General features: G+C 33.0%; 21 protein-coding genes and 1 pseudogene. 14 read left to right on the top strand and 8 right to left on the bottom strand.

What is annotated here, in order from left to right:
- Positions 1 to 258 precede the first annotated feature (258 nt).
- Positions 259 to 2,055 carry a translation elongation factor 4 gene (gene lepA / locus ACYSNV_RS07055; protein ID WP_461761860.1) on the top strand — a complete coding sequence of 599 codons (1,797 nt, stop codon included), beginning with the start codon at positions 259 to 261 and terminating at the stop codon, positions 2,053 to 2,055.
- 54 nt (positions 2,056 to 2,109) lie between these two features.
- Here the strand turns inward: lepA and trxA are convergent, their stop codons facing one another.
- From trxA to ACYSNV_RS07025, 6 genes are all read right to left on the bottom strand, one after another.
- Positions 2,110 to 2,427 (bottom strand): thioredoxin, encoded by a 318-nt coding sequence (trxA, locus tag ACYSNV_RS07050; RefSeq protein WP_461761859.1) that lies wholly within the window; start codon positions 2,425 to 2,427, stop codon positions 2,110 to 2,112.
- 6 nt (positions 2,428 to 2,433) lie between these two features.
- Positions 2,434 to 3,861, bottom strand: a complete 1,428-nt coding sequence (locus tag ACYSNV_RS07045) for an MBL fold metallo-hydrolase (protein WP_461761858.1) — start codon at positions 3,859 to 3,861, stop codon at positions 2,434 to 2,436.
- A 70-nt stretch (positions 3,862 to 3,931) separates the two neighbouring features.
- A complete protein-coding gene (locus ACYSNV_RS07040; RefSeq protein WP_461761857.1) occupies positions 3,932 to 4,723 on the bottom strand; it encodes a sulfite exporter TauE/SafE family protein in 792 nt (263 codons plus the stop codon).
- A 1-nt stretch (position 4,724) separates the two neighbouring features.
- Positions 4,725 to 5,360 carry a Crp/Fnr family transcriptional regulator gene (locus ACYSNV_RS07035; protein ID WP_461761856.1) on the bottom strand — a complete coding sequence of 212 codons (636 nt, stop codon included), beginning with the start codon at positions 5,358 to 5,360 and terminating at the stop codon, positions 4,725 to 4,727.
- Between the two features lie 180 nt (positions 5,361 to 5,540).
- Positions 5,541 to 5,954 carry a YeeE/YedE family protein gene (locus tag ACYSNV_RS07030; RefSeq protein WP_461761855.1) on the bottom strand — a complete coding sequence of 138 codons (414 nt, stop codon included), beginning with the start codon at positions 5,952 to 5,954 and terminating at the stop codon, positions 5,541 to 5,543.
- Between the two features lie 9 nt (positions 5,955 to 5,963).
- Positions 5,964 to 6,524, bottom strand: a complete 561-nt coding sequence (locus ACYSNV_RS07025) for a YeeE/YedE family protein (RefSeq protein WP_461761854.1) — start codon at positions 6,522 to 6,524, stop codon at positions 5,964 to 5,966.
- 163 nt (positions 6,525 to 6,687) lie between these two features.
- Between ACYSNV_RS07025 and ACYSNV_RS07020 the strand changes: the two genes are divergently transcribed.
- The 8 genes from ACYSNV_RS07020 (at position 6,688) to ACYSNV_RS06985 (ending at position 15,057) form a co-directional block, all read left to right on the top strand.
- Positions 6,688 to 7,050: a DsrE family protein gene (locus ACYSNV_RS07020; RefSeq protein WP_461761853.1), complete on the top strand. Its 363-nt coding sequence runs from the start codon at positions 6,688 to 6,690 to the stop codon at positions 7,048 to 7,050.
- Positions 7,051 to 7,131: 81 nt separating this feature from the next.
- Positions 7,132 to 9,570 carry a bifunctional UDP-N-acetylmuramoyl-tripeptide:D-alanyl-D-alanine ligase/alanine racemase gene (locus tag ACYSNV_RS07015; protein ID WP_461761852.1) on the top strand — a complete coding sequence of 813 codons (2,439 nt, stop codon included), beginning with the start codon at positions 7,132 to 7,134 and terminating at the stop codon, positions 9,568 to 9,570.
- Between the two features lie 44 nt (positions 9,571 to 9,614).
- Positions 9,615 to 10,085, top strand: coding sequence for a large conductance mechanosensitive channel protein MscL (mscL, locus tag ACYSNV_RS07010; RefSeq protein ID WP_461761851.1), 471 nt, complete (start codon positions 9,615 to 9,617; stop codon positions 10,083 to 10,085).
- Between the two features lie 113 nt (positions 10,086 to 10,198).
- Entirely contained in the window at positions 10,199 to 10,810 is a 612-nt protein-coding gene (locus tag ACYSNV_RS07005) for a 4'-phosphopantetheinyl transferase family protein (protein WP_461761850.1), read from the top strand.
- A gap of 48 nt (positions 10,811 to 10,858) precedes the next feature.
- Positions 10,859 to 11,569 carry a Bax inhibitor-1/YccA family protein gene (locus tag ACYSNV_RS07000; protein ID WP_461761849.1) on the top strand — a complete coding sequence of 237 codons (711 nt, stop codon included), beginning with the start codon at positions 10,859 to 10,861 and terminating at the stop codon, positions 11,567 to 11,569.
- A 64-nt stretch (positions 11,570 to 11,633) separates the two neighbouring features.
- On the top strand, positions 11,634 to 12,254 hold the full coding sequence (gene pnuC / locus ACYSNV_RS06995) for a nicotinamide riboside transporter PnuC (protein ID WP_461761848.1): 621 nt from the start codon (positions 11,634 to 11,636) through the stop codon (positions 12,252 to 12,254).
- 5 nt (positions 12,255 to 12,259) lie between these two features.
- Positions 12,260 to 12,658, top strand: coding sequence for an alternative ribosome rescue aminoacyl-tRNA hydrolase ArfB (arfB, locus tag ACYSNV_RS06990; RefSeq protein WP_461761847.1), 399 nt, complete (start codon positions 12,260 to 12,262; stop codon positions 12,656 to 12,658).
- Positions 12,659 to 12,879: 221 nt separating this feature from the next.
- Positions 12,880 to 15,057, top strand: a complete 2,178-nt coding sequence (locus tag ACYSNV_RS06985) for a TonB-dependent receptor (RefSeq protein ID WP_461761846.1) — start codon at positions 12,880 to 12,882, stop codon at positions 15,055 to 15,057.
- Between the two features lie 43 nt (positions 15,058 to 15,100).
- Here the strand turns inward: ACYSNV_RS06985 and ACYSNV_RS06980 are convergent, their stop codons facing one another.
- Positions 15,101 to 15,565: a hypothetical protein gene (locus tag ACYSNV_RS06980; protein WP_461761845.1), complete on the bottom strand. Its 465-nt coding sequence runs from the start codon at positions 15,563 to 15,565 to the stop codon at positions 15,101 to 15,103.
- Positions 15,566 to 15,715: 150 nt separating this feature from the next.
- Between ACYSNV_RS06980 and greA the strand changes: the two genes are divergently transcribed.
- Positions 15,716 to 16,192 carry a transcription elongation factor GreA gene (greA, locus tag ACYSNV_RS06975; protein WP_461761844.1) on the top strand — a complete coding sequence of 159 codons (477 nt, stop codon included), beginning with the start codon at positions 15,716 to 15,718 and terminating at the stop codon, positions 16,190 to 16,192.
- 15 nt (positions 16,193 to 16,207) lie between these two features.
- Positions 16,208 to 16,609 (top strand): HIT family protein, encoded by a 402-nt coding sequence (locus ACYSNV_RS06970; RefSeq protein WP_461761843.1) that lies wholly within the window; start codon positions 16,208 to 16,210, stop codon positions 16,607 to 16,609.
- Between the two features lie 27 nt (positions 16,610 to 16,636).
- Here the strand turns inward: ACYSNV_RS06970 and ACYSNV_RS06965 are convergent, their stop codons facing one another.
- Positions 16,637 to 17,791 (bottom strand): sensor histidine kinase, encoded by a 1,155-nt coding sequence (locus tag ACYSNV_RS06965; RefSeq protein ID WP_461761842.1) that lies wholly within the window; start codon positions 17,789 to 17,791, stop codon positions 16,637 to 16,639.
- A 274-nt stretch (positions 17,792 to 18,065) separates the two neighbouring features.
- Between ACYSNV_RS06965 and ACYSNV_RS06960 the strand changes: the two genes are divergently transcribed.
- The 3 genes and pseudogenes from ACYSNV_RS06960 (at position 18,066) to aat (ending at position 20,325) form a co-directional block, all read left to right on the top strand.
- Complete coding sequence (locus ACYSNV_RS06960; RefSeq protein WP_461761841.1) at positions 18,066 to 18,938, top strand: flavin reductase family protein; 873 nt, start codon at positions 18,066 to 18,068, stop codon at positions 18,936 to 18,938.
- A gap of 38 nt (positions 18,939 to 18,976) precedes the next feature.
- Positions 18,977 to 19,246: pseudogene (locus tag ACYSNV_RS06955) on the top strand (DUF3127 domain-containing protein); the annotation flags it as partial.
- 416 nt (positions 19,247 to 19,662) lie between these two features.
- On the top strand, positions 19,663 to 20,325 hold the full coding sequence (gene aat, locus ACYSNV_RS06950; protein ID WP_461761840.1) for a leucyl/phenylalanyl-tRNA--protein transferase: 663 nt from the start codon (positions 19,663 to 19,665) through the stop codon (positions 20,323 to 20,325).
- The last annotated feature ends 48 nt before the right edge of the window (positions 20,326 to 20,373 follow it).

Here is a 20,373-nt window from a genome sequence, read left to right as displayed (position 1 = left end):
ATATAGATGAAAATAAGCCTGCTATTTACAAAATAGCTTTGGAATTTTCTTCAAGATAATATGTTCATTTTTTCGTTTTAAGTGCTTAAATAATACTCATTTGTTGAAACTTTGAAGTATATTTGCAAAATATAGGCTACTATTATTTTGTTTGAAATAAGAAAATCTATCAACCTTGATTATATGATTATTCTGGCCTTGTTTAAAAGCCTTGCCATGAGGGTATAATCATAAATTTAAACTTTGATATAACCACGAATGAAGAACATTAGAAACTTTTGTATTATTGCCCATATTGACCATGGTAAAAGTACCTTGGCGGATCGATTATTGGATGCTACTCAAACCGTAACGGCAAGAGAACAACAAAATCAGCTTTTAGATAGTATGGACTTAGAGCGAGAAAGAGGAATTACTATTAAGTCCCATGCTATTCAAATGGAATATGAGTATGAAGGAGAAAAATATGTATTGAACTTAATCGATACTCCCGGGCACGTAGACTTTTCTTATGAAGTTTCTAGGTCTATTGCTGCATGTGAGGGAGCACTGTTAATAGTTGATGCAGCTCAAAGTATTCAGGCTCAAACGATTTCTAATTTATATTTAGCATTAGAAAATGATTTAGTAATTATTCCAGTTTTAAATAAGATTGACCTACCAAGTGCTAATCCAGAAGAGGTGAGTGATGATATTGTTGATCTTTTAGGCTGCGATTATGAGGAGATTATTCCTGCATCAGGAAAAACTGGTCTTGGCGTTGAGGATATATTAAAAGCAATTATTGAACGCGTTCCTGCTCCTAAAGGAAATCCTGATGAACCTTTACAAGCTTTAATTTTTGACTCGGTTTACAATCCATTTAGGGGAATAGAGGTTATATTCCGTGTAATGAATGGGAAGATTACAAAGGGACAAAAGATTAAGTTCTTGGCCACGGGTAAAGAATATTTTGCTGATGAAATAGGTACTTTAAAGCTAAATCAAGTGCCCAAAAAAGAGATTTTAACAGGAGATGTTGGTTATCTAATCAGTGGTATTAAAGAAGCCAAAGAGGTAAAGGTTGGTGATACTCTAACAGATGCTAAGGAACCTACTGCCAATATGATTGAAGGTTTTGAGAATGTTAAACCAATGGTGTTTGCGGGGATATATCCTGTTGATACAGAAGATTATGAGGAGTTGAGAAACTCCATGGAGAAATTGCAGTTAAACGACGCTTCATTGGTATTCTCAGCAGAGAGTTCTGCTGCTCTAGGTTTTGGATTCCGTTGTGGATTCTTAGGAATGTTACACATGGAAATAATCCAAGAACGCTTAGAGAGAGAGTTTAATATGACTGTTATCACAACTGTTCCTAACGTATCTTATTTAGCATATACTAAAAAGGAGCCAAATACGGCGATAATTGTAAATAACCCTTCGGATTTACCAGAACCTTCAAAATTAGAGAGAGTAGAGGAACCTTTTATTAAAGCTACAATAATTACAAAAGCTGATTTTGTTGGACAAGTAATGAGTCTTTGTATTGATAAAAGAGGAGTTATTACTAACCAAAACTATTTAACCGAGGATAGAGTGGAATTAACCTTTGATATGCCATTGGCTGAGATTGTTTTTGATTTTTACGATAGGTTAAAAACGGTTTCTAAAGGATATGCTTCTTTTGATTATTCACCAATAGGTATGCGTACATCTAATTTAGTTAAAGTAGATGTAATGTTAAACGCTAACGTGGTGGATGCGCTTTCAGCTTTAATGCACGCAGATAATGCCTATTCGATTGGTAAAAAGATGTGTGAAAAGTTAAAAGAATTGATTCCTCGTCAACAATTTGATATTCCTATTCAGGCCGCAATTGGAGTTAAAGTCATTGCAAGGGAAACTGTAAAGGCCTTACGAAAAGACGTGACAGCTAAATGTTATGGAGGGGATATATCTCGTAAGCGTAAGCTTTTGGAAAAGCAAAAAGCTGGTAAAAAGAGAATGCGTCAAATTGGAAACGTTGAAATTCCGCAAGAAGCATTTATGGCAGTTTTAAAATTAAACGACTAAAGTCTGTTTCATATAAAAACCAAGGGCTTTCCGTAACTGGAAAGCCCTTGGTTTTTATTTATTATTTTGATAATAATTGATGGAGTTGATTATGGTCTGTTTATCTGTAAAACCAGATTGTTTCCATAGCATTTTTCCTTTTCTAAACAACATTAATGTTGGAACGCCACGCATTTGATATTTGGTACTATAATGGGTGGTTAAGGCAGTATTTTTATCTATATCAATTTTCAAAATAGTTATCTTATCTGTCAATTCTTTCTTAACATCTTGTAATACGGGTTCCAGCATTTTGCAAGGACCACACCAAGTAGCAAAAAAATCAACTAAAATTAGCTTGTCTTGCTGGATGATAGATTCAAATTGATTCATAATTGCTTATTTTAAATTGGTATTACATGAAGAACTACAAGTTGAATCTTTTAATGGAAGATTTGTTTTTTTGATAGCTCCGAAACCTCCAATTACATCTATCATATTATGAAACCCCCTCGCTTTTAAAATCGAAGCAGCTATTAAAGATCGATATCCTCCTGCACAATGAATATAAAATGGTTGCGTATTTGGAAAGTCTGCAATATGATCGTTTATATAATCTAACGGTGTGTTAACCAAAGTCGAGTAATCTAAATGAGAAGAATTAAACTCCCCAACTTTTCGCACATCGTAAACAGCAATAGGATTCTGGTTTAATTGTTGTTCTAAATCTTCGGCCTGTATTTGATTTACGGTATCTGTTTCAAAACCAGCCTCAACCCATGATTGAATTCCACCTTTTAGATAACCCAATGTATTGTCATATCCCACGCGAGATAGTCTTGTTATGGCTTCTTGCTCTCTGTCTTGTGGACAAATAAGTAAAATTGGTTGCTTTATATCAGTAATTAAAGCTCCCACCCATGGTGCAAATTGTCCATCTAAACCAATAAATATTGATCCAGGTACATGCATTTTTGCAAACTGATCTCCACTTCGCACATCCAGTATCAAAGCTCCTGTTTGTTCAGCTACCTCTTGAAACTCCTTAGCACTAAAGGCTTTGTTGTTATCTATAATGGTTTGTACATTTTGATAACCATGTTTGTTTAATTGAACGTTTAATGGGAAATAGGCAGGTGGAGGCAATAACCCGTCTGTTACTTCTTTAACAAACTCTTTTTTAGTCATATCGGCTCGAAGCGCATAGTTTGTTTTTTTTTGTTCTCCTAAAGTACCTATTGTTTCTTTACTTAGGTTTTTTCCACAAGCGGAACCCGCTCCATGTGCTGGATATACAATTAAATCATCACTTAAGGGCATAATCTTATTTCGAAGGCTATCAAAAAGTGTTTCGGCTAATTGTTCTTGGGTTAATTCAGCAGCTTTTTGGGCTAAATCAGGCCTTCCAACATCTCCTAAAAATAATGTATCACCAGTAAAGATAGCATGGTCTTTACCGTGGCTGTCTTTTAAAAGATAAGTTGTGCTTTCCATTGTATGACCTGGCGTATGTAGAACCGTAATGGTTATATCTCCAAGGGTAAATACCTCATTGTCTTTAGCAATGTGCGCCTGAAAACTTGGGTTTGCATTTGGGCCATACACAATTGGAGCTCCAGTTAATTCAGAAAGTGTTACGTGTCCACTTACAAAATCAGCGTGGAAGTGTGTCTCGAAAATATATTTTATAGTTGCGTTATCCTTGTTGGCTTTATCAATATATTGTTGTACCTCTCTTAAAGGGTCTATAATAGCAACTTCTCCATTGCTTTCGATGTAGTAGGCACCTTGAGCAAGACATCCCGTGTAAATTTGTTCTATTTTCATATCGTTTCTATTTTAATATTAAGTAAAAATAAGAAGATGTTTTTGATTTAGTGGTAACATTAATTACACACTAGAAAAACATTTCATGGATAAAGATAAATATTGCCATTAGCAATACAAAATAACCAAATCCAGTTTTTAATTGACTGTCTTTTAAAAATCTTGTTAGATACATTCCAAGCAAGATACCTATAATAGATATAAAGGTAAAGCTTAATAAAAGGTTCCACTGGATTTTATCTGGTTGTAAATCTGATAGAAAACCAACCATGGATTGAATAGTAATAATACAAAGTGAGGTGCCAATGGCTTTTTTCATGGGTAGTTGTAAGGAGAAAACTAACACGGGAATAATTAAAAATCCTCCGCCTGCCCCTACCGTTGCAGCAATCATTCCAATTAATACTCCTTGTAGAAGTAAACCACTGTGTTTTTTATTAGTTACTGGATCTAGCGTAGGTGCTTTTGACCTTATCATTTTTAGAGCAGCAAAAAGCATGACTATGGCAAAGGCAAACATAATCAGTAAATTCTTCTCAATGCTAATGCCAAAAAGCTGAATTTTTACTGGAATTAATGGCAAAAGGAGTGCTCTGGTAATATATACACTTAAAATTGAGGGTATACCAAACCACAATACTGCTTTTAAATCTACGCTTTTGTTTGACAAGTTACGAATGGCTCCAATTGTAGTGGTTGATCCTACAATAAAAAGAGAGTAGCTGGTAGCCAAAACAGGCTCAATTCCTAATAAATACACTAATACAGGCAAAGTTAATATAGAACCACCACTGCCGATTAATCCTAAGGAAAGACCTATAAATAATGCACAGGTATATGCAATTGTTGTAATGTAATCCATATTAATAATCTTGGATAATTTCGATAAATTTTCTATTTAGTTGTATCAAATTTTTATTTTCTAAATTTTTCAAAATTCTAGAAATAACAACACGAGAAGTGTTAAGCTCTTCTGCAAGTTCTTGATGCGTATTGTTGATTCGTTTGCTATTATAAATTTTAGCTTTTTCATTCAATAGTTTTATAAGCCGCTCTTCCATATTCATAAAGGCAAGACTGTCAATTGCACCTAATAGTTCATGCATGCGATTATTATAGCTATTTAATACAAAGTTTCTCCATGATTTATATTGGACTAACCACTCATCCATTTTAGAAATAGGAACAAGAAGCATTTCTCCTTGTTTTTCAGCAATAGAACGGATTTGACTTTGTTTTTGCCCCAAGCAACAAGTTAAGGTCATTGCACAAGTGTCCCCTTGTTCAATATAATAAAGAACTATTTCCCCTTCTTTTTGATCTTCACGAATAATCTTAACCACGCCTGAGATCAGAATAGGAATATATTGAATATATTGACCAATGTCCATTAATATATCACCTTCTTGAAATTCCTTCCAAGTGGATACTTCTAGCAAATCTTTTAAAAGATTAGACTCAAAAATATTTTTGAAATCCTCAAGGATAGTATTTTGCATTGCTTTTTTGATTTAGCCTCCTAAATTACTCCATTTGAGTGATAATCACAACCTGTTAATTACAAAGGTTACAAACTCCAAGGTTTTAAACCAGAGTATAAACAACATTAATATAGTTTTCTGTAATCTTAAAATTTGTAATTAAGATATACCAAAAATCAATCGTGTTTTAAATTACTTTTAATGGGGTAGATATTTTCTTAAAAAGCCATATAACCAGGTTCCTAATAAAGCTCCAACAATACTTATTATTACAGGCAAAAAACCTGCGCCTAAAATAGCAAATAATGGACCAGGACATGCGCCTGCAAGTGCCCAACCTAGCCCGAAGAGTATACCGCCAATTATGTACCTTGGAATACTTTTGTTTTTATCTTGAAAAATAATAGGGTTACCACTAAAGTCTTTTATTTTTTTCTTTTTAATAATGGTAGTGGCTATAACACCTAATAATAATGCCGTCCCCATTATACCATACATATGAAAGCTGTCGAACTGAAACATTTCATAAATTCTATACCAGGAAGCTGCACCGGATTTAAACATACCAATACCAAAGAATATACCTAAAAGTAAATAAGCAAGTTTTTTCATGTGAAAAGATTAAAAAATTAAAGGAAATAGAAGATGTATCATAATTAACCCACCAATAAAAAAGCCGATTACTGCCATTAAAGAAGGTAATTGAAGGTTACTTAAGCCTGTTATGGCATGTCCCGAGGTACACCCTCCCGCATAGCGAGAGCCAAAACCTACTAGTATACCAGCGATAAATAAGATGGTAATACTTTTAATGGAAGTCCATGCTTGTTGTGAGAATAGTTCTGCAGGAAGATAAGAGCTACCTGGATTTTCAAAACCCAGTGCTTGTAGTTTTTCAATTGTATCACTAGCAAGAGGTATTGATCCTTGGTCAACACTTAAAAAGTGATAAGCAATAAATCCTCCCAAGATTGTACCAACTAAAAATAGTAAATTCCAAGATTGACTTTTCCAGTTAAACTTAAAAAAATCACAAGTCTGACCCGCCCCCATAATTGTACACATGGTTCGTAGGTTAGAAGAAAAACCAAAAGATTTTCCCATCAAAGTAAGTAAAATTAAGGTAGTTGCAATTATGACTCCCCCAATATACCAAGGCCAAGGTTGTAATATCCAGTCCATAGTTTTATTTTAAAAAATTATTAAGCAAATTTCTGCATTAGAAAAAGATATTACAGTAACATTAGATACACATGTAAAAGTATTTATAGATTCTTACGGAGAATTGCAAGCAATTTGTTAGTTTTATCAAACCAAAAATATTAAAAACTAAAAAACGTAAAAGATGAACACAGATACTAAGCACAAGGTGGTTTTTCAATTTAACAGTGATAGCGTTATTGAGCAAAATGCATTGCTAACTTATGTAAATAATGTTAAGAAACACTGGGATAAAGATGTTACTATTCATGTTGTAGTACATGGTCCTGGCATTGGAATGGTACAAAAAAGTAAAACAATGGTAGCAGAGCCTTTACGAATAGCTATGGGAAAAGGAATTAAGTTTTTTGCTTGTAATAATACTTTATTGGCTCGTAAAGTTGATAAAGAGGACATTGAAGAGGATGTGAGTTTTGTTTCTTCTGGATTAGTAGAGATTATTGAAAAGCAAGAACAAGGTTGGTCTTATATAAAATGTAATCTATAAAAGTTCGTTAATAGGTATTTACTAGTAGAAATCTAATTATTTTTGCTAGTAAAAGCCTAAGAAAAACAAACTAACTAACACATGAGATTTAAAACAAGCGAATTTTGCCAGTTTATAGATGCAGACCTATCGGTTAAAGACGATAGTAATATGATGGAATTTGATGCTATTTCTGTAGATAGCAGGAGTTTATCCAATGGAAGTAAGACCATGTTTTTTGCTTTGGAAGGAAAGAATCACAATGGACATGAATTCATTGAGGATTTAGCAAAACAAGGGGTGAAGTATTTTGTCGTCTCTAAAGCTGCCATACTGCCTGTTTTAAAAGATGTTGTTTACATAAGAGTTAAAGATACCTTGCAGGCCTTGCAAAGAGCAGCTCTTTTTCACCGTGAACAATTTGGGTACCCTATTATTGCTATTACAGGTAGTAAGGGGAAAACTATTGTAAAGGAATGGTTAAACTTTTTACTAGCTAAGGATTATTGTATTATAAAAAGTCCTAAGAGTTATAATTCGCAAACCGGCGTGCCGTTGTCTATTTTTGGTATGGAGAAAAAGCACAATTTAGGTATATTTGAGGTGGGTATTTCTACCGAAAATGAAATGCAAAACCTACAGAGAATTGTCTTACCAACAATTGGTGTTTTAACCACAATTACCAATGAACATGAACAAGGGTTTGTTTCCAGGGACCAAAAGATTAAAGAGAAGTTAGAGTTATTTAAAGATGCAAAAGTAATTATTACGCCTTACAAGCCCGAAATAATAAATCATATCCCTAAAGAGAAAGCATTTACTTGGTCTTTAGATAATCGTGAGGCTACGGTATATGTTGAGTTATTAAACAGCGAATTACAAATTGTTTATAACAAACAAGTTTTTCAGGTAAATATCCCCTTAACTACGCCTTGGGATATAGAAAATATAATTACTTGTATTGCCACAATGTTATATTTGGAAATTGATTTTTCAGATATACAACGTAAGATACCGTTATTGTATGAAGTAGAGCTACGCTTACAATTAATTAACGGCGTTAATAATTGTACAATTGTAGAAGATGTTTATAATTCGGATTTTTCTTCTTTGGGTATTAGCCTTGACTTTCTGGAGAAACAAAAAACTACGGAACTAAAGACAATTATACTATCGGATGTAGTGCAAAATGGATCTAGTAATATTGATATTTATAAGGCTGTAGATAAACTTCTTGTGGAAAATAAGATTAATCGATTAATTGCAATAGGACCCCAAATAAGTAAATATTTGTTTTCTGTACCTAATACTTGGCTTTTTAGTTCTACGGATTCATTTTTATCCTCGGTGTCAATAGAAGACTTTCATGATCAAACCATATTAATTAAAGGTTCTCGTGCATTTAGATTTGATAAAATAGTAGCGTTATTAGAAAAGAAAACCCATGAGACAGTTTTAGAAGTTAATTTAAATGCGATACGACACAATTTAAATTTTTATCGTAGTAAATTAAAGATATCTACTAAAGTAATGGTAATGGTTAAGGCCTTTGCATATGGCAATGGAAGCTTAGAGGTTGCTAAGTTGTTGTCTCATGAAAATGTCGATTATCTTGGAGTGGCTTTTGCAGATGAGGGGATCGAGCTTAGAAAAGCTGGAATTCAAACAAAGATAATGGTCATGAATCCTGAAATAAGTGCTTTTAATGCAATGATTGCTTATGATTTGGAACCTGAAATATATAGTTTACGAGAGCTTAAAGCATTTCTGCAAATTGCCAGAAGTAAAAACACTTACAAATATCCCATTCATATTAAGCTAGAAACAGGTATGCACCGCCATGGCTTTATGTATAATGAATTAGAAGAATTAGTCCAGGTTTTAAGCTCTACCAATACTTTAGAGGTAAAATCTATTTTTTCTCATCTCTCAAGTAGTGATTTACCCGAATATGAAGAATTTACTTTAAATCAAATAAAGGATTTTCAAGCGAATTGCTCTTACTTAAAACAAGAATTAAAGATTAATCCTATTTTGCATATATTAAATACTTCTGGGATATATAATTATTCGCATTATCAAATGGACATGGTACGAATAGGCATTGGTTTATATGGGATAGGAAATGATACTTTGGAGATGAAGCAATTGCAAAATGTAAGTACTCTAAAGACAAATATAATGCAGATAAAAACTGTTGCCAAAGGTAGTAGCATTGGATATGGTAGAACTTATCGTACTGATAAAGTTCAAAGTATAGCTACTATTCCGATCGGTTATGCCGATGGTATAAACAGAGCTTGGGGTAATGAAAAGGGGTATGTACTAATAAAGGACAAAAAGGCAAAAATTGTAGGATCTATTTGCATGGATATGCTAATGGTAGATGTCACCGATATTAACTGTCAAGAAGGAGATTCGGCAATTATTTTTGGTAAAGATTTACCAGTGACCTACATAGCTAAAGCTATTAACACAATTCCTTATGAAATTCTTACAAATGTGGCTCAAAGAGTGAAAAGAATTTTTTATGAAGAATAAAATTATATATTTTTGTTTCAATAAAATTGATAAAAAATAAAGATATGGGATTTATTAAGGAATTTAGAGAATTTGCTGTCAAGGGGAATGTTATGGATCTTGCGGTGGGAGTAATCATCGGAGGTGCCTTTGGGAAAATTGTTACCAGTGCTGTAAACGATGTTATTATGCCACTTGTTTCTGCAATAATAGGAACACCAGACTTCTCTAACCTTTACTTAGTGTTAAAAGGTAGAGATGCTGTGGCTACTGGGGCAACTTTAGCAGATGCAAAAGCTGTCGATGGAGCCGTAATCTTTGCCTATGGAAATTTTATTACAGAAGTAATTAGTTTCCTATTATTGGCCTTAGTAGTGTTTTTAATGGTTAAAGGAATTAATAAACTTCGTGAGGCAGAGAATTTACTAAAGAAAAAAGAACAAGAAGCTGCAGTACCAGAGCCTGAAGCGCCTAAAGGTCCAACACAAGAAGAACTATTAGAGCAAATTCGAGATCTTTTAAAAAATAAGCAATAATATATACTGTTTTTCTAAAACAATAATAAGCTGCAAATATTGCAGCTTTTTTTTTAAATAGTTTGAAAAAATAAAAAGACTACTTTTATAATATCAGGATAGATTAATTTATTATGGCATTAGTGCATAAGATTCATACCCAGGATGCTATAGTTTATCTTTGGAAGATTCAAGAGACTTTAGAGGATTTACTAATTGGGATAAAACTCAAGCAACAAAGCATACAAAGGGTAGAGAATATGAAAAGTATTACACATCAAAAGGGATTTATTGCAATTAGGCAGCTTTTAAAAATAGCAGGTTATTGTGATGACGACTTATGGTATGATCAAAATGGTAGACCTAACTTAAAAGATGGTAAGTTTATCTCCATTAGTCACTCTTTTGAATTCGCCTCTATTATAGTTGGTAACTCAAATGTTGGAATTGATATAGAGCAAAAAAGGGAAAAGATTATAAAAATTGCACCTAAATTTTGTAATCAACTAGAGTTGGATAGCGTAAGTAAATCGAAAGATCAAATAGATTTATACAGTGAAATTTGGTGCGTAAAAGAGTCCATGTATAAAATGTGCCAAAGTAGAAGTTTAAGTTTCAGGGAACATATGTCTGTTAATTTACAAGGACAAAGTAGAGTTTTCAGGGATGGTTTTGAGCGTTTATTTACTTACCATGTTTTAAATTTAGAAAATTTCATGCTTGCTTATGCTTTTGAAAAAAGTTAGTAAAAGCTAGGAATTATTTCTTATTTTTGTATACAATAAAAAATAAATATGGAAAATAATTTAAATTACGTAGAACCTGTATCAGCTAAATCACAAGCTGTTCAAGCGCAATTTTATAAAAAAACATACGGGAATTTATCTGCAGGAGTTTTAGTGTTTATTGTCTTTGAAGCTATTTTATTAAATACCCCAATTGTTGTAGAGACTATGTTGGGATTTATGAGTAGAGGTAATCTGTCTTGGTTATTATTAATAGGTGGTTTTATGGCCGTGACATGGTTTGCACAAAGTCTAGTATATAAAACAGCCAATAAACCCCAACAATACGCGGGATTTGCCCTTTATATTTTAGCAGAGGCATTAATCTTTGTACCTATCTTATACTTAGCAAAAAGTATGACTGGCGATATGTCCTTAATTACACAAGCGGGTGTATTAACCTTAGCATTGTTTGCTGGTTTAACTGGGGTTGTATTTGGATCTAATGCAAATTTTTCTTTTTTACGCTCTATTTTAACTATAGGCTTTTTTCTAGCCTTAGGAGTGATTATAGCCGGAATGTTATTTGGTTTTAACATAGGATTATGGTTCTCATTTGCAATGGTAGGTTTAGCATCTGGCTCCATTTTGTATAATACTTGGCAAATTAAAAATGAATTCGCTGAGGATCAATATTTACCTGCGGCATTAAGCCTTTTTGCGTCTTTAATGCTACTTTTTTGGTATATTTTACGTATTGTAATGAGTCGAAACAACTAATATTTAGCCCATAACAAACAAGGCCGTACTTTATATGTACGGCTTTTTTTTTAGATTTGTTTTTATGTATGATTTCTTTTTTGGCAATTATAATGATACTGCCTTTATTTCAATCTTTCTAGAATTAGTAGTATTTCTTTTTGGAATTCTAAGTGTTTGGTATGCCGGGAGACAGAATATTTTGGTTTTCCCTACAGGTATTATTGCTACTGTAATTTCAGTTTATCTGTTATATCTGGCTGGTTACTTAGGCGATATGCTGTTAAATGTGTATTACTCTTGTATGAGTATTTATGGTTGGTTTATGTGGAGCGTAAAATCTAATGAAAAAGATAAAGTTTTAAAAGTCAGTTTATTGGATGCCTCGAATATGAAATATGGTTTGTTTTTCTTTATTCTTACTATACTACTTGTGTATATTGTATATCTTGTTTTTCAAGTAAAGTTAGAGTTTGTAAATTATGTAGATATGCTTACTTCTGGTATTTTCTTAACCGCGATGTACTACATGGCATTAAAAAAGGTAGAAAGCTGGATTTTTTGGATTATTGGAGATATTATATCTATTCCCTTATATGCCTATAGAGGATTGGGAATCATTTCGTTACAATTTGTAGTGTTCACTATCATTTCCGCGCAAGGGTATTTAGCCTGGCGTAAAGCCTTATTAGCAAGTAGATCCTAATTATTATGAATATAGACTTTTTAAAAAACGAGTTCGTCTGTAAAGCAGTGAGAAGTACAGGACCAGGGGGACAGCATGTCAATAAAGTATCTTCCAAGGTCATTGTTAACTGGAATCTTGTTGGTTCTACTTTTTTTAATGAACATGAAAAACAGATTTTGTTGCAAAAACTCTCAACGAGAATTAATAAATTTGGAGTTTTGCATTTAGAATGTGATCAAACACGAAGTCAGTTTCAAAACAAAGAGTTGGCTATACAAAGAGTCTATTCATTAATTCAAATTGCCTTAAAAGTAGATAAGCAACGAAAAGCAACTAGAGTTCCTAAAAGTGTACTTAAAAGAAGGCAGGAAGAAAAACAAAAGATTTCCCAAAAAAAACAATTCAGAAAAAGGATTTTGTAGTTTTAACTAACTTATATTTTGATATTGATTAATTGTGTTTAAATTTGCCAGATAAATCTCAAAGGGGTGCCTTTAGGCTGAGATCATACCCATAGAACCTGGGCAGGTAATGCTGCCAAGGGATAATCTGTAACTTACTCGGTAGGTTACTGTGGAATCGTGTAATTATTAATTTTTAAAAAATAACAATAATTGCCCCTTTTATTTGTAAAGTCTTACGAATGAAAAAAAATCTATTTCTTCCTGTTTTATCAAGTCTATTTATACTTGGTATTTCTAACAAATCTTTAGCCCAGGAAAATTTAACAAAAGTACAAGATTCTATTACTCAGAGTACTTTAGATGAAATTGTCTTAGCAGCTATATCTGCAACTGACAAAACTCCTGTAGCATTTAGCAATCTTTCGAAAAAGCAACTGGCACCAAAAAATTTAGGCCAGGATCTTCCTACAATGATGTCTTTAATGACCTCGGTTGTTACAACCACAGATGCTGGTAATGGAATTGGATACTCTAGTTTTAGAGTTCGCGGAACAGATGCTACAAGAGTAAATGTTACATTAAATGGTATACCTTACAACGATGGTGAGTCCCAGGGGTCGTTTTGGGTGAATATGCCTGATTTTACTTCTTCGGTTCAAAATCTTCAATTACAAAGAGGAGTAGGAACCTCTACCAATGGTGCAGCAGCATTCGGAGCTAGTTTAAATCTACAAACGGATAATTATTCTTATGACTCACATGCGCAAGTTGATAACTCTTTTGGTAGTTATAATACAAGAAAGACAACTGTAAAGTTTTCCACAGGTTTGATTGATAACAAATTTGAGTTGTCCGGACGACTTTCAGATATAAAATCTGACGGGTATATTGATAGAGCGAGTTCTAGGTTAAAGAGTTATTTTTTACAAGGTGTTTACGTGGGAAATACTACTTTAATTAAGGCCATTACCTTTGGCGGTAAACAAAAAACATATCAAGCTTGGAATGGAATTGATAAACAGCAAATGCAAGAGTATGGACGTCGATTTAATACCTCTGGTATGTATTATGATGATCATGGGAATATGCAATTCTATGATAACGAAACTGATAATTACAATCAGGATCATTATCAGTTACATTGGACTGAGAAGTGGTCAGATAAGTGGTCCTCAAATATTTCATTTCATTACACTAAAGGGGATGGATATTATGAGAATTATAAAGTCAATGATAAGTTAGCTAATTATGGCTTAGCCCCTGTCATTGTCCAAGGACAAGAGATTAAAAGAAGCGATATAATCCGTACTAAGAGTTTAGATAATGATTTTTATGGGTTGGTATTTAATACTAACTATACAACTCATAAATTAAGCCTTATTTTAGGAGGAGGTGCTAATAAGTATCAAGGCGATCATTTTGGAAACATCTTATGGGTTAAGCAGCCAGTAGCTTACCAATATAACCAACAATACTACGATAATCATTCCGTTAAAACAGATCTAAACTTTTATGCAAAGGCTACATGGCAATTAACCAATCAATGGAGCTTTTATGGTGATTTACAATATAGAGGAGTAACCTATAAGGCAAGTTCGCCTGAAATAGGAGAGGTTGATGATAACTTTAATTTTTTTAACCCTAAAGCAGGTGTGGTTTTTGATTTAGACCAGCAAAATCAATTTTACTTTTCTTATGCGAGAGCCAATAGGGAACCAAGTAGAAATGATTACGAAGGCGAAGGTAAACCTAAGGCTGAGAAGTTAAATGATTATGAGCTAGGGTGGCGATTTAAAAAGCAACGTACCCAAATCAATGTGAATGCTTACTTTATGGACTATAAAGATCAATTGGTTTTAACCGGTGAACTTAACGATGTTGGAGCTTCTCTTCGTGCAAACAGCGGTAGTAGTTATCGTTTGGGCTTAGAGGTGGATGCTTCTTTATATTTAATAGATAAACTGATTTGGAATCCAAGTATTAATCTAAGTACTAACAAAAATAAAAATTATGTAGCCTTGTGGGCAGGTGTTAAAAAAGATTTCGGACAAACTACAATTGCCTTTTCTCCAGATTTTGTAGCCTCTAATATTTTCACTTATTTACCTGTTGATAATCTGCAAATTTCACTATTAAGTAAGTTTGTTTCCTCTCAATATATGTCTAACTTACAAAATGACAATTCAAAGTTAGATTCTTATTTTGTAAACGATTTAAATCTAACCTATAGCTTACCGATAAAAACATGGGTTAAGAGTATAGACTTTTCCGTTTTAGCTAATAATATTTTTAATGTCAAATATATCTCTAATGGGTATTACTGGTCTGATTTTGATGGCGTAAATAGTATCGATGGGGCTGGATATTATCCTCAGGCAGAATTTAATATTCTAGCAGGAGTTAGTATCAAGTTTTAATCAATAAATTAAGATCAATTCTTTTTAGAATTGATCTTAATTGTTAATATTGAATAGTCAGAATACTTGGGTTAGTTGGACTGTTTAAAGTAACTGGGTATGGTTTTAAGCGATGATAATTCTTAGAAGTATCTAGGGGAAAACCTGTAATTAGATTGTATGTAAATTCTTTATTGTTATGTTTTGATATATCTTTGCATGTTGCATAAATATCTCCTTTTTTTACATATAAAGTAGACATTCCTTCTATTGCATGGTTAGGACAGGTTAATTCAAAGGCATAAAATTGATTTCCTCCTGAATTATAAATTGAAATACCTGATATTCCATGATTATAAGTTGTATATATGTTTCCTGGCACAAGTAAATGGTTTGCTTCTGGATTATTTAGATAAATCACTAAATTTACGGGAACCGCTGGTAAATAGGGATTACTATATCCCATGTCACTTTTAGAGCAAGATAAGGTAAGAAGGCTAATTATTAATAATGTAAGTGACTTTTTCATGATGCAAATATTTGTAAAACAAATTTAATTAATTAACTTTGACAAAGAGTAATAAATCACAACAAGTGTACTAAATATCAAATAAAAATATTATTATTGTAAGAAATCCCGTTTTGATGGGATTTTTTCTATTTATATAAACCATTAATTATGAGTAAGATTTCGTATTATACTGCTGAGGGTTTAAAAAAGTTGAAAGACGAACTAGAGCAGTTAAAAAGTGTAGAGCGTCCTAAGGCTTCACAAGCAATTGCGGAGGCAAGGGATAAGGGAGATTTATCGGAGAATGCGGAGTATGATGCGGCAAAAGAAGCACAGGGTTTATTAGAGCTTAAGATTGCGAAGATGGAAGAGGTTGTTGCTAATGCTAGACTTATTGATGAATCACAATTAGATACAAGCAAAGTTTTAGTTTTATCAAAAGTGAAAATCAAAAATCAAGCAAATAACGCACAAATAACTTATACGCTAGTAGCAGAGAGCGAAGCAGACCTAAAAGCGGGTAAGATTTCAGTAACCTCTCCAATTGGTAGAGGCCTATTGGGTAAGAGCGTTGGTGATGTAGCTGAGATTACTGTGCCCAATGGTACGATGAAATTTGAAATTTTAGAAATTAGCAGAAATTAATTAAAGTAGTTAGTTATGAGCTCAATTTTCACAAAAATTATAAGTGGGGAGTTACCTGCTTATAAGGTAGCGGAAAACGAAAGGTTTCTAGCTTTTTTAGACATTAATCCTAACGCTAAAGGACATACTTTATGTATACCTAAAAAAGAGGTAGATAAGATTTTTGACATGTCGCAGAAGGATTATGCTGAACTTATGGAGTTTTCAAGAGAAGTAGCAATAGCTTTAGGAAAAGCTGTGCCGTGTATTCGAGTTGGAATGTCTGTAGTTGGACTAGAGGTTCCTCATGTGCATGTACATTTGATTCCTTTGCAAACTATGGATGATATTCGTTTTACTAGTAAAGTGAAATTATCACCACAGGAGTTCGAACAGACCGCGGAAGCTATTTCGCGTGAATTAAAAACTAATGAGTAATTCATGTTTCATAGAAATAAAAGCCATCTATTTTGTAGATGGCTTTTCTTTTTTATATGTAATACAAAAGGTTGTTCCCTTGGAAATTTCGGAATGTAGGACTTTTACTTTTCCATTTTGAAAATCTTTCACAATTCGTTTTGTCAACGATAAACCTAACCCCCATCCTCTTTTTTTTGTTGTATAACCTGGTTCAAATATTTTTTTATATAATTTTTTTGCAATACCGCTTCCACTATCTGTAATGTTTATATTTACAGTGGTTGCCGTTTCTTGTATAGTTAAAAGAACCTTACCCTTACCTTTTATGGCGTCAATAGCATTTTTTAGTAAGTTTTCGATTGTCCAACTATGCAATTCTTTATTAAGTGGAATAAAGATGGGATATGTTGGAATTTGAATTTGAAAATCTATTTGCTTGGAATTCCTTTTCTGTATGTATTCAAAAATCTTTTTGGATTCGGCCACGATATCTAAAGGAGATAATTGAGGTTTTGATCCAATCTTAGAGAATCTGTCAGCAATAATTTGTAGCTTTTTTACGTCTTTGTCTATTTCTTCGATAATATAATGATCAACATTTTCTAATTTCATAATCTCAATCCATCCCAATAAAGATGTTAAAGGTGTGCCTATTTGATGAGCAGTTTCTTTAGCCATTCCTGTCCAAAGCTGGTTTTGGGAGGCACTTTTATTACTGCGATAAAAAACAATAATTAAAACAGTAAAGAATAGGAAGATAAGTACAAGTGCTAAAGGGTAGTATTTTAAACGCATCAGTAAAGAAGAGTCACCATAATAAAGGTATTGTGTTTGTTGTTCAACATTTACTGTGATAGGCGCATTTTGTGACTTTAATTTCTTGAAAAATGAGTCTAATGCTTTCGAATCATTAATGATTTTTTCGTCTATATTGGTTGTGGATATAATACTATCATTTTGTGTGGTTTGAATAATTGGTATGGTGCGGTTTTCCGTTAGAATTAGCAGAATTAGATCTAGATTAGTGTCAAATTTTGCATGATCTAAAGTGCTTGAGGCCTCAGCCCAAATATTCATTTTAAAACGCTCCTCTTCTTTGTACATTTGAAAAAAGGAATAAGTATTCCATAAAATTGCGACTAAAGCAACAAAGGCTAGTCCAATAGAGATCCAACGTAATATTTCTTTTTTATTATTCACAGTTTTCTTTTTAAACCACTTTTTAAGCTTGGAAAGGTGATTGAATTATTGAATAGATTGTAGTAAATTTTAATTTTTTGCTTTCTATCTAGCAAACGAAATTAAGTATAAAATGTTATGTATGATGTACTTTGTTTTATTTGACTACAGAATTCAAGTTAATGAAATACTGTTAGAATTTACAGATAAAACTTAAGTTAAGATGTTAATTTGTTTTATTGTTATAAAACCTTTTGTAAATTTACTTTTTACTAATCCTCTTTGCTATTTTAATATGAAAACAATCGATCCAAGTCAAATAACAACTGTAGAGTTGCAAAATTATTTGCAGGGAGCTATAGGTCCTAGACCAATTGCTTTGGCTAGTAGCCTTGATGCCGATGGTAGACCTAACCTATCGCCATTTAGTTTTTTTAATCTGTTTAGTGCTAATCCTCCTATAGTTGTATTTTCGGCCTCACGCCGAGTAAGAGACAATACCATTAAGCATACTTTGCTTAACATTCAGGCTACCCAGCAAGTAGTTATAAATATTGTTAATTATGATATGGTACAACAAACCTCTTTATCTTCCACAGAATATAAAGATGGTGTTAATGAGTTTATAAAAAGTGGATTTACCATGTTGGAGTCAGATGTTGTACGTCCGTTTCGTGTAAAAGAAAGCCCGGTTCAACTTGAATGTACTGTACAAGAGATAATTCCTTTAGGGACACAAGGGGGGGCTGGAAATTTGATAATTTGTGAAGTGGTTAAAATGCATATTGACCCATCTATATTGGATGATTCAGGTAAGATTGATCCTCACAAAATAGATTTGGTATCGCGCATGGGTGGAAATTGGTATAGTAGAGCCAAGCAGGGACTTTTTCAAGTTGAAAAACCATTGACTACTTTAGGAATAGGCGTAGACGCTATAGAACACGATATTATTGATAGTGGACTCTTTACTGGGAATGAATTGGGTATGCTTGGTAATGTCGAATCTTTACCCACTAATGATGAAATACAGCATTTTGTTAAGGAAAATTCAGAATTACACCGTATATTAGAAAACGGGAAATCACACGATAAATTTCTATTAGCCAAAAAATATTTAAAAGAAAATAATGTACCTTTGGCATGGAAAACTATTTTGGCGAAATAGTGTAAAAAAGTTTAACCAGGAAAATATTTAATAAAAACATGGAAGTTACCGGAAGAATCAAAGTAATAGGTCAACCACAAGACATAAGTAGCACTTTTAGAAAAAGAGAGCTTGTTGTAACAACAGAAGAGCAATATCCTCAACACATAACAATCGAGTTTACTCAAGAAAAAGTAGATTTATTAAATAGTTTCCAGATTGGTGAACAAGTTAGAGTAGGTATTAACTTAAGAGGTAGAGAGTGGACTAATCCACAAGGTGAAACAAGATACTTTAATTCGATTCACGGCTGGAGAATTGATAAGATGCAAACTCCTGGTTACGATGCAAACCCTGGAGGGTATGATCAAAATCAAGGTGGATTCAATCAAAATCAAAACCAAGGCGGTTTTAATCAAAATCAAAACCAAGGCGGTTTTAATCAAAATCAAAACCAAGGCGGCTTTAATCAAAATCAAAACCAAGGAGGCTTTAATCAAAATCAAAACCAAGGAGGCTTTAATCAAAATCAAAACCAAGGCGGCTTTAATCAAAATCAAAACCAAGGCGGTTTTAATCAAAACCAAAACCAAGGCGGTTTTAATCAAAATCAAGGCGGTTTTAATCAAAGTAATACACAATTTCCTCCTGCTACGAATTATAATGAGGAAGATCATGATGATTTACCTTTTTAAAAAAAGTTTTATATAAATTAGTCCCTAAGTTTTACTTAGGGATTTTTTTTATGATACATTTTTTAAATCAAGATAGTGTTTGGTTTCCAGAGGTTGCTAAAGCGCATGAGTCTGGTGTCTTAGCAATAGGGGGGGATCTTAGTATTGAGCGATTAACTTTAGCTTATCAAAGTGGAATTTTTCCGTGGTTTGAAGATGGGGAGCCTATTACTTGGTGGGCTCCAGCAAAACGTATGGTTTTATTTTTAGATGAGATAAAGATCTCGAAGAGTATGTCTCGAATTTTAGCAAAAAATCAATTTAAGGTAACTGTAAATAAGTGTTTTAGTCAAGTTATTTCATGTTGTCAAACAGTAGATAGAAAAGGACAATATGGGACCTGGATAACCGATGATATTTTACAGGCTTATATTGAGCTACATGTTCAAGGTATAGCTCATAGTGTTGAGGTTTGGGCAGACAATCGATTAGTGGGGGGACTTTATGGGCTTGATATGCGAGGTGTGTTTTGTGGAGAGAGTATGTTTTCCTTAGTTTCAAATGCTAGTAAAGTCGCATTTATTTTTTTAGTAAATTATTTAAAAACCAGAAATTTTAAGTTGTTAGATTGTCAGGTCTATAATCCGCATCTAGAAAGCTTGGGAGCTAGAGAGATTTCTCGTGAAGAGTTTATGAATATTTTAAATTGCGATTATAAAGGGATTAGCTTTTAATTGTTGATAAGTTAGTTACTTGTCAATAAGTAATCAAATTGTTGATAA

The sequence above is a fragment of the Myroides sp. LJL119 genome, assembly GCF_054871605.1.
The sequence above is the reverse complement of the archived record's forward strand: the minus strand, read 5'-3'. Positions and strand labels throughout refer to the sequence as shown.

Bases quoted from the DNA above. Each gene is read 5' to 3' on its own strand.
- lepA (WP_461761860.1), top strand. From the start codon at position 259: ATGAAGAACATTAGAAACTTTTGTATTATTGCCCATATTGACCATGGT.
- trxA (WP_461761859.1), bottom strand. From the start codon at position 2,427: ATGAATCAATTTGAATCTATCATCCAGCAAGACAAGCTAATTTTAGTT.
- ACYSNV_RS07045 (WP_461761858.1), bottom strand. From the start codon at position 3,861: ATGAAAATAGAACAAATTTACACGGGATGTCTTGCTCAAGGTGCCTAC.
- ACYSNV_RS07040 (WP_461761857.1), bottom strand. From the start codon at position 4,723: ATGGATTACATTACAACAATTGCATATACCTGTGCATTATTTATAGGT.
- ACYSNV_RS07035 (WP_461761856.1), bottom strand. From the start codon at position 5,360: ATGCAAAATACTATCCTTGAGGATTTCAAAAATATTTTTGAGTCTAAT.
- ACYSNV_RS07030 (WP_461761855.1), bottom strand. From the start codon at position 5,954: ATGAAAAAACTTGCTTATTTACTTTTAGGTATATTCTTTGGTATTGGT.
- ACYSNV_RS07025 (WP_461761854.1), bottom strand. From the start codon at position 6,524: ATGGACTGGATATTACAACCTTGGCCTTGGTATATTGGGGGAGTCATA.
- ACYSNV_RS07020 (WP_461761853.1), top strand. From the start codon at position 6,688: ATGAACACAGATACTAAGCACAAGGTGGTTTTTCAATTTAACAGTGAT.
- ACYSNV_RS07015 (WP_461761852.1), top strand. From the start codon at position 7,132: ATGAGATTTAAAACAAGCGAATTTTGCCAGTTTATAGATGCAGACCTA.
- mscL (WP_461761851.1), top strand. From the start codon at position 9,615: ATGGGATTTATTAAGGAATTTAGAGAATTTGCTGTCAAGGGGAATGTT.
- ACYSNV_RS07005 (WP_461761850.1), top strand. From the start codon at position 10,199: ATGGCATTAGTGCATAAGATTCATACCCAGGATGCTATAGTTTATCTT.
- ACYSNV_RS07000 (WP_461761849.1), top strand. From the start codon at position 10,859: ATGGAAAATAATTTAAATTACGTAGAACCTGTATCAGCTAAATCACAA.
- pnuC (WP_461761848.1), top strand. From the start codon at position 11,634: ATGTATGATTTCTTTTTTGGCAATTATAATGATACTGCCTTTATTTCA.
- arfB (WP_461761847.1), top strand. From the start codon at position 12,260: ATGAATATAGACTTTTTAAAAAACGAGTTCGTCTGTAAAGCAGTGAGA.
- ACYSNV_RS06985 (WP_461761846.1), top strand. From the start codon at position 12,880: ATGAAAAAAAATCTATTTCTTCCTGTTTTATCAAGTCTATTTATACTT.
- ACYSNV_RS06980 (WP_461761845.1), bottom strand. From the start codon at position 15,565: ATGAAAAAGTCACTTACATTATTAATAATTAGCCTTCTTACCTTATCT.
- greA (WP_461761844.1), top strand. From the start codon at position 15,716: ATGAGTAAGATTTCGTATTATACTGCTGAGGGTTTAAAAAAGTTGAAA.
- ACYSNV_RS06970 (WP_461761843.1), top strand. From the start codon at position 16,208: ATGAGCTCAATTTTCACAAAAATTATAAGTGGGGAGTTACCTGCTTAT.
- ACYSNV_RS06960 (WP_461761841.1), top strand. From the start codon at position 18,066: ATGAAAACAATCGATCCAAGTCAAATAACAACTGTAGAGTTGCAAAAT.
- aat (WP_461761840.1), top strand. From the start codon at position 19,663: ATGATACATTTTTTAAATCAAGATAGTGTTTGGTTTCCAGAGGTTGCT.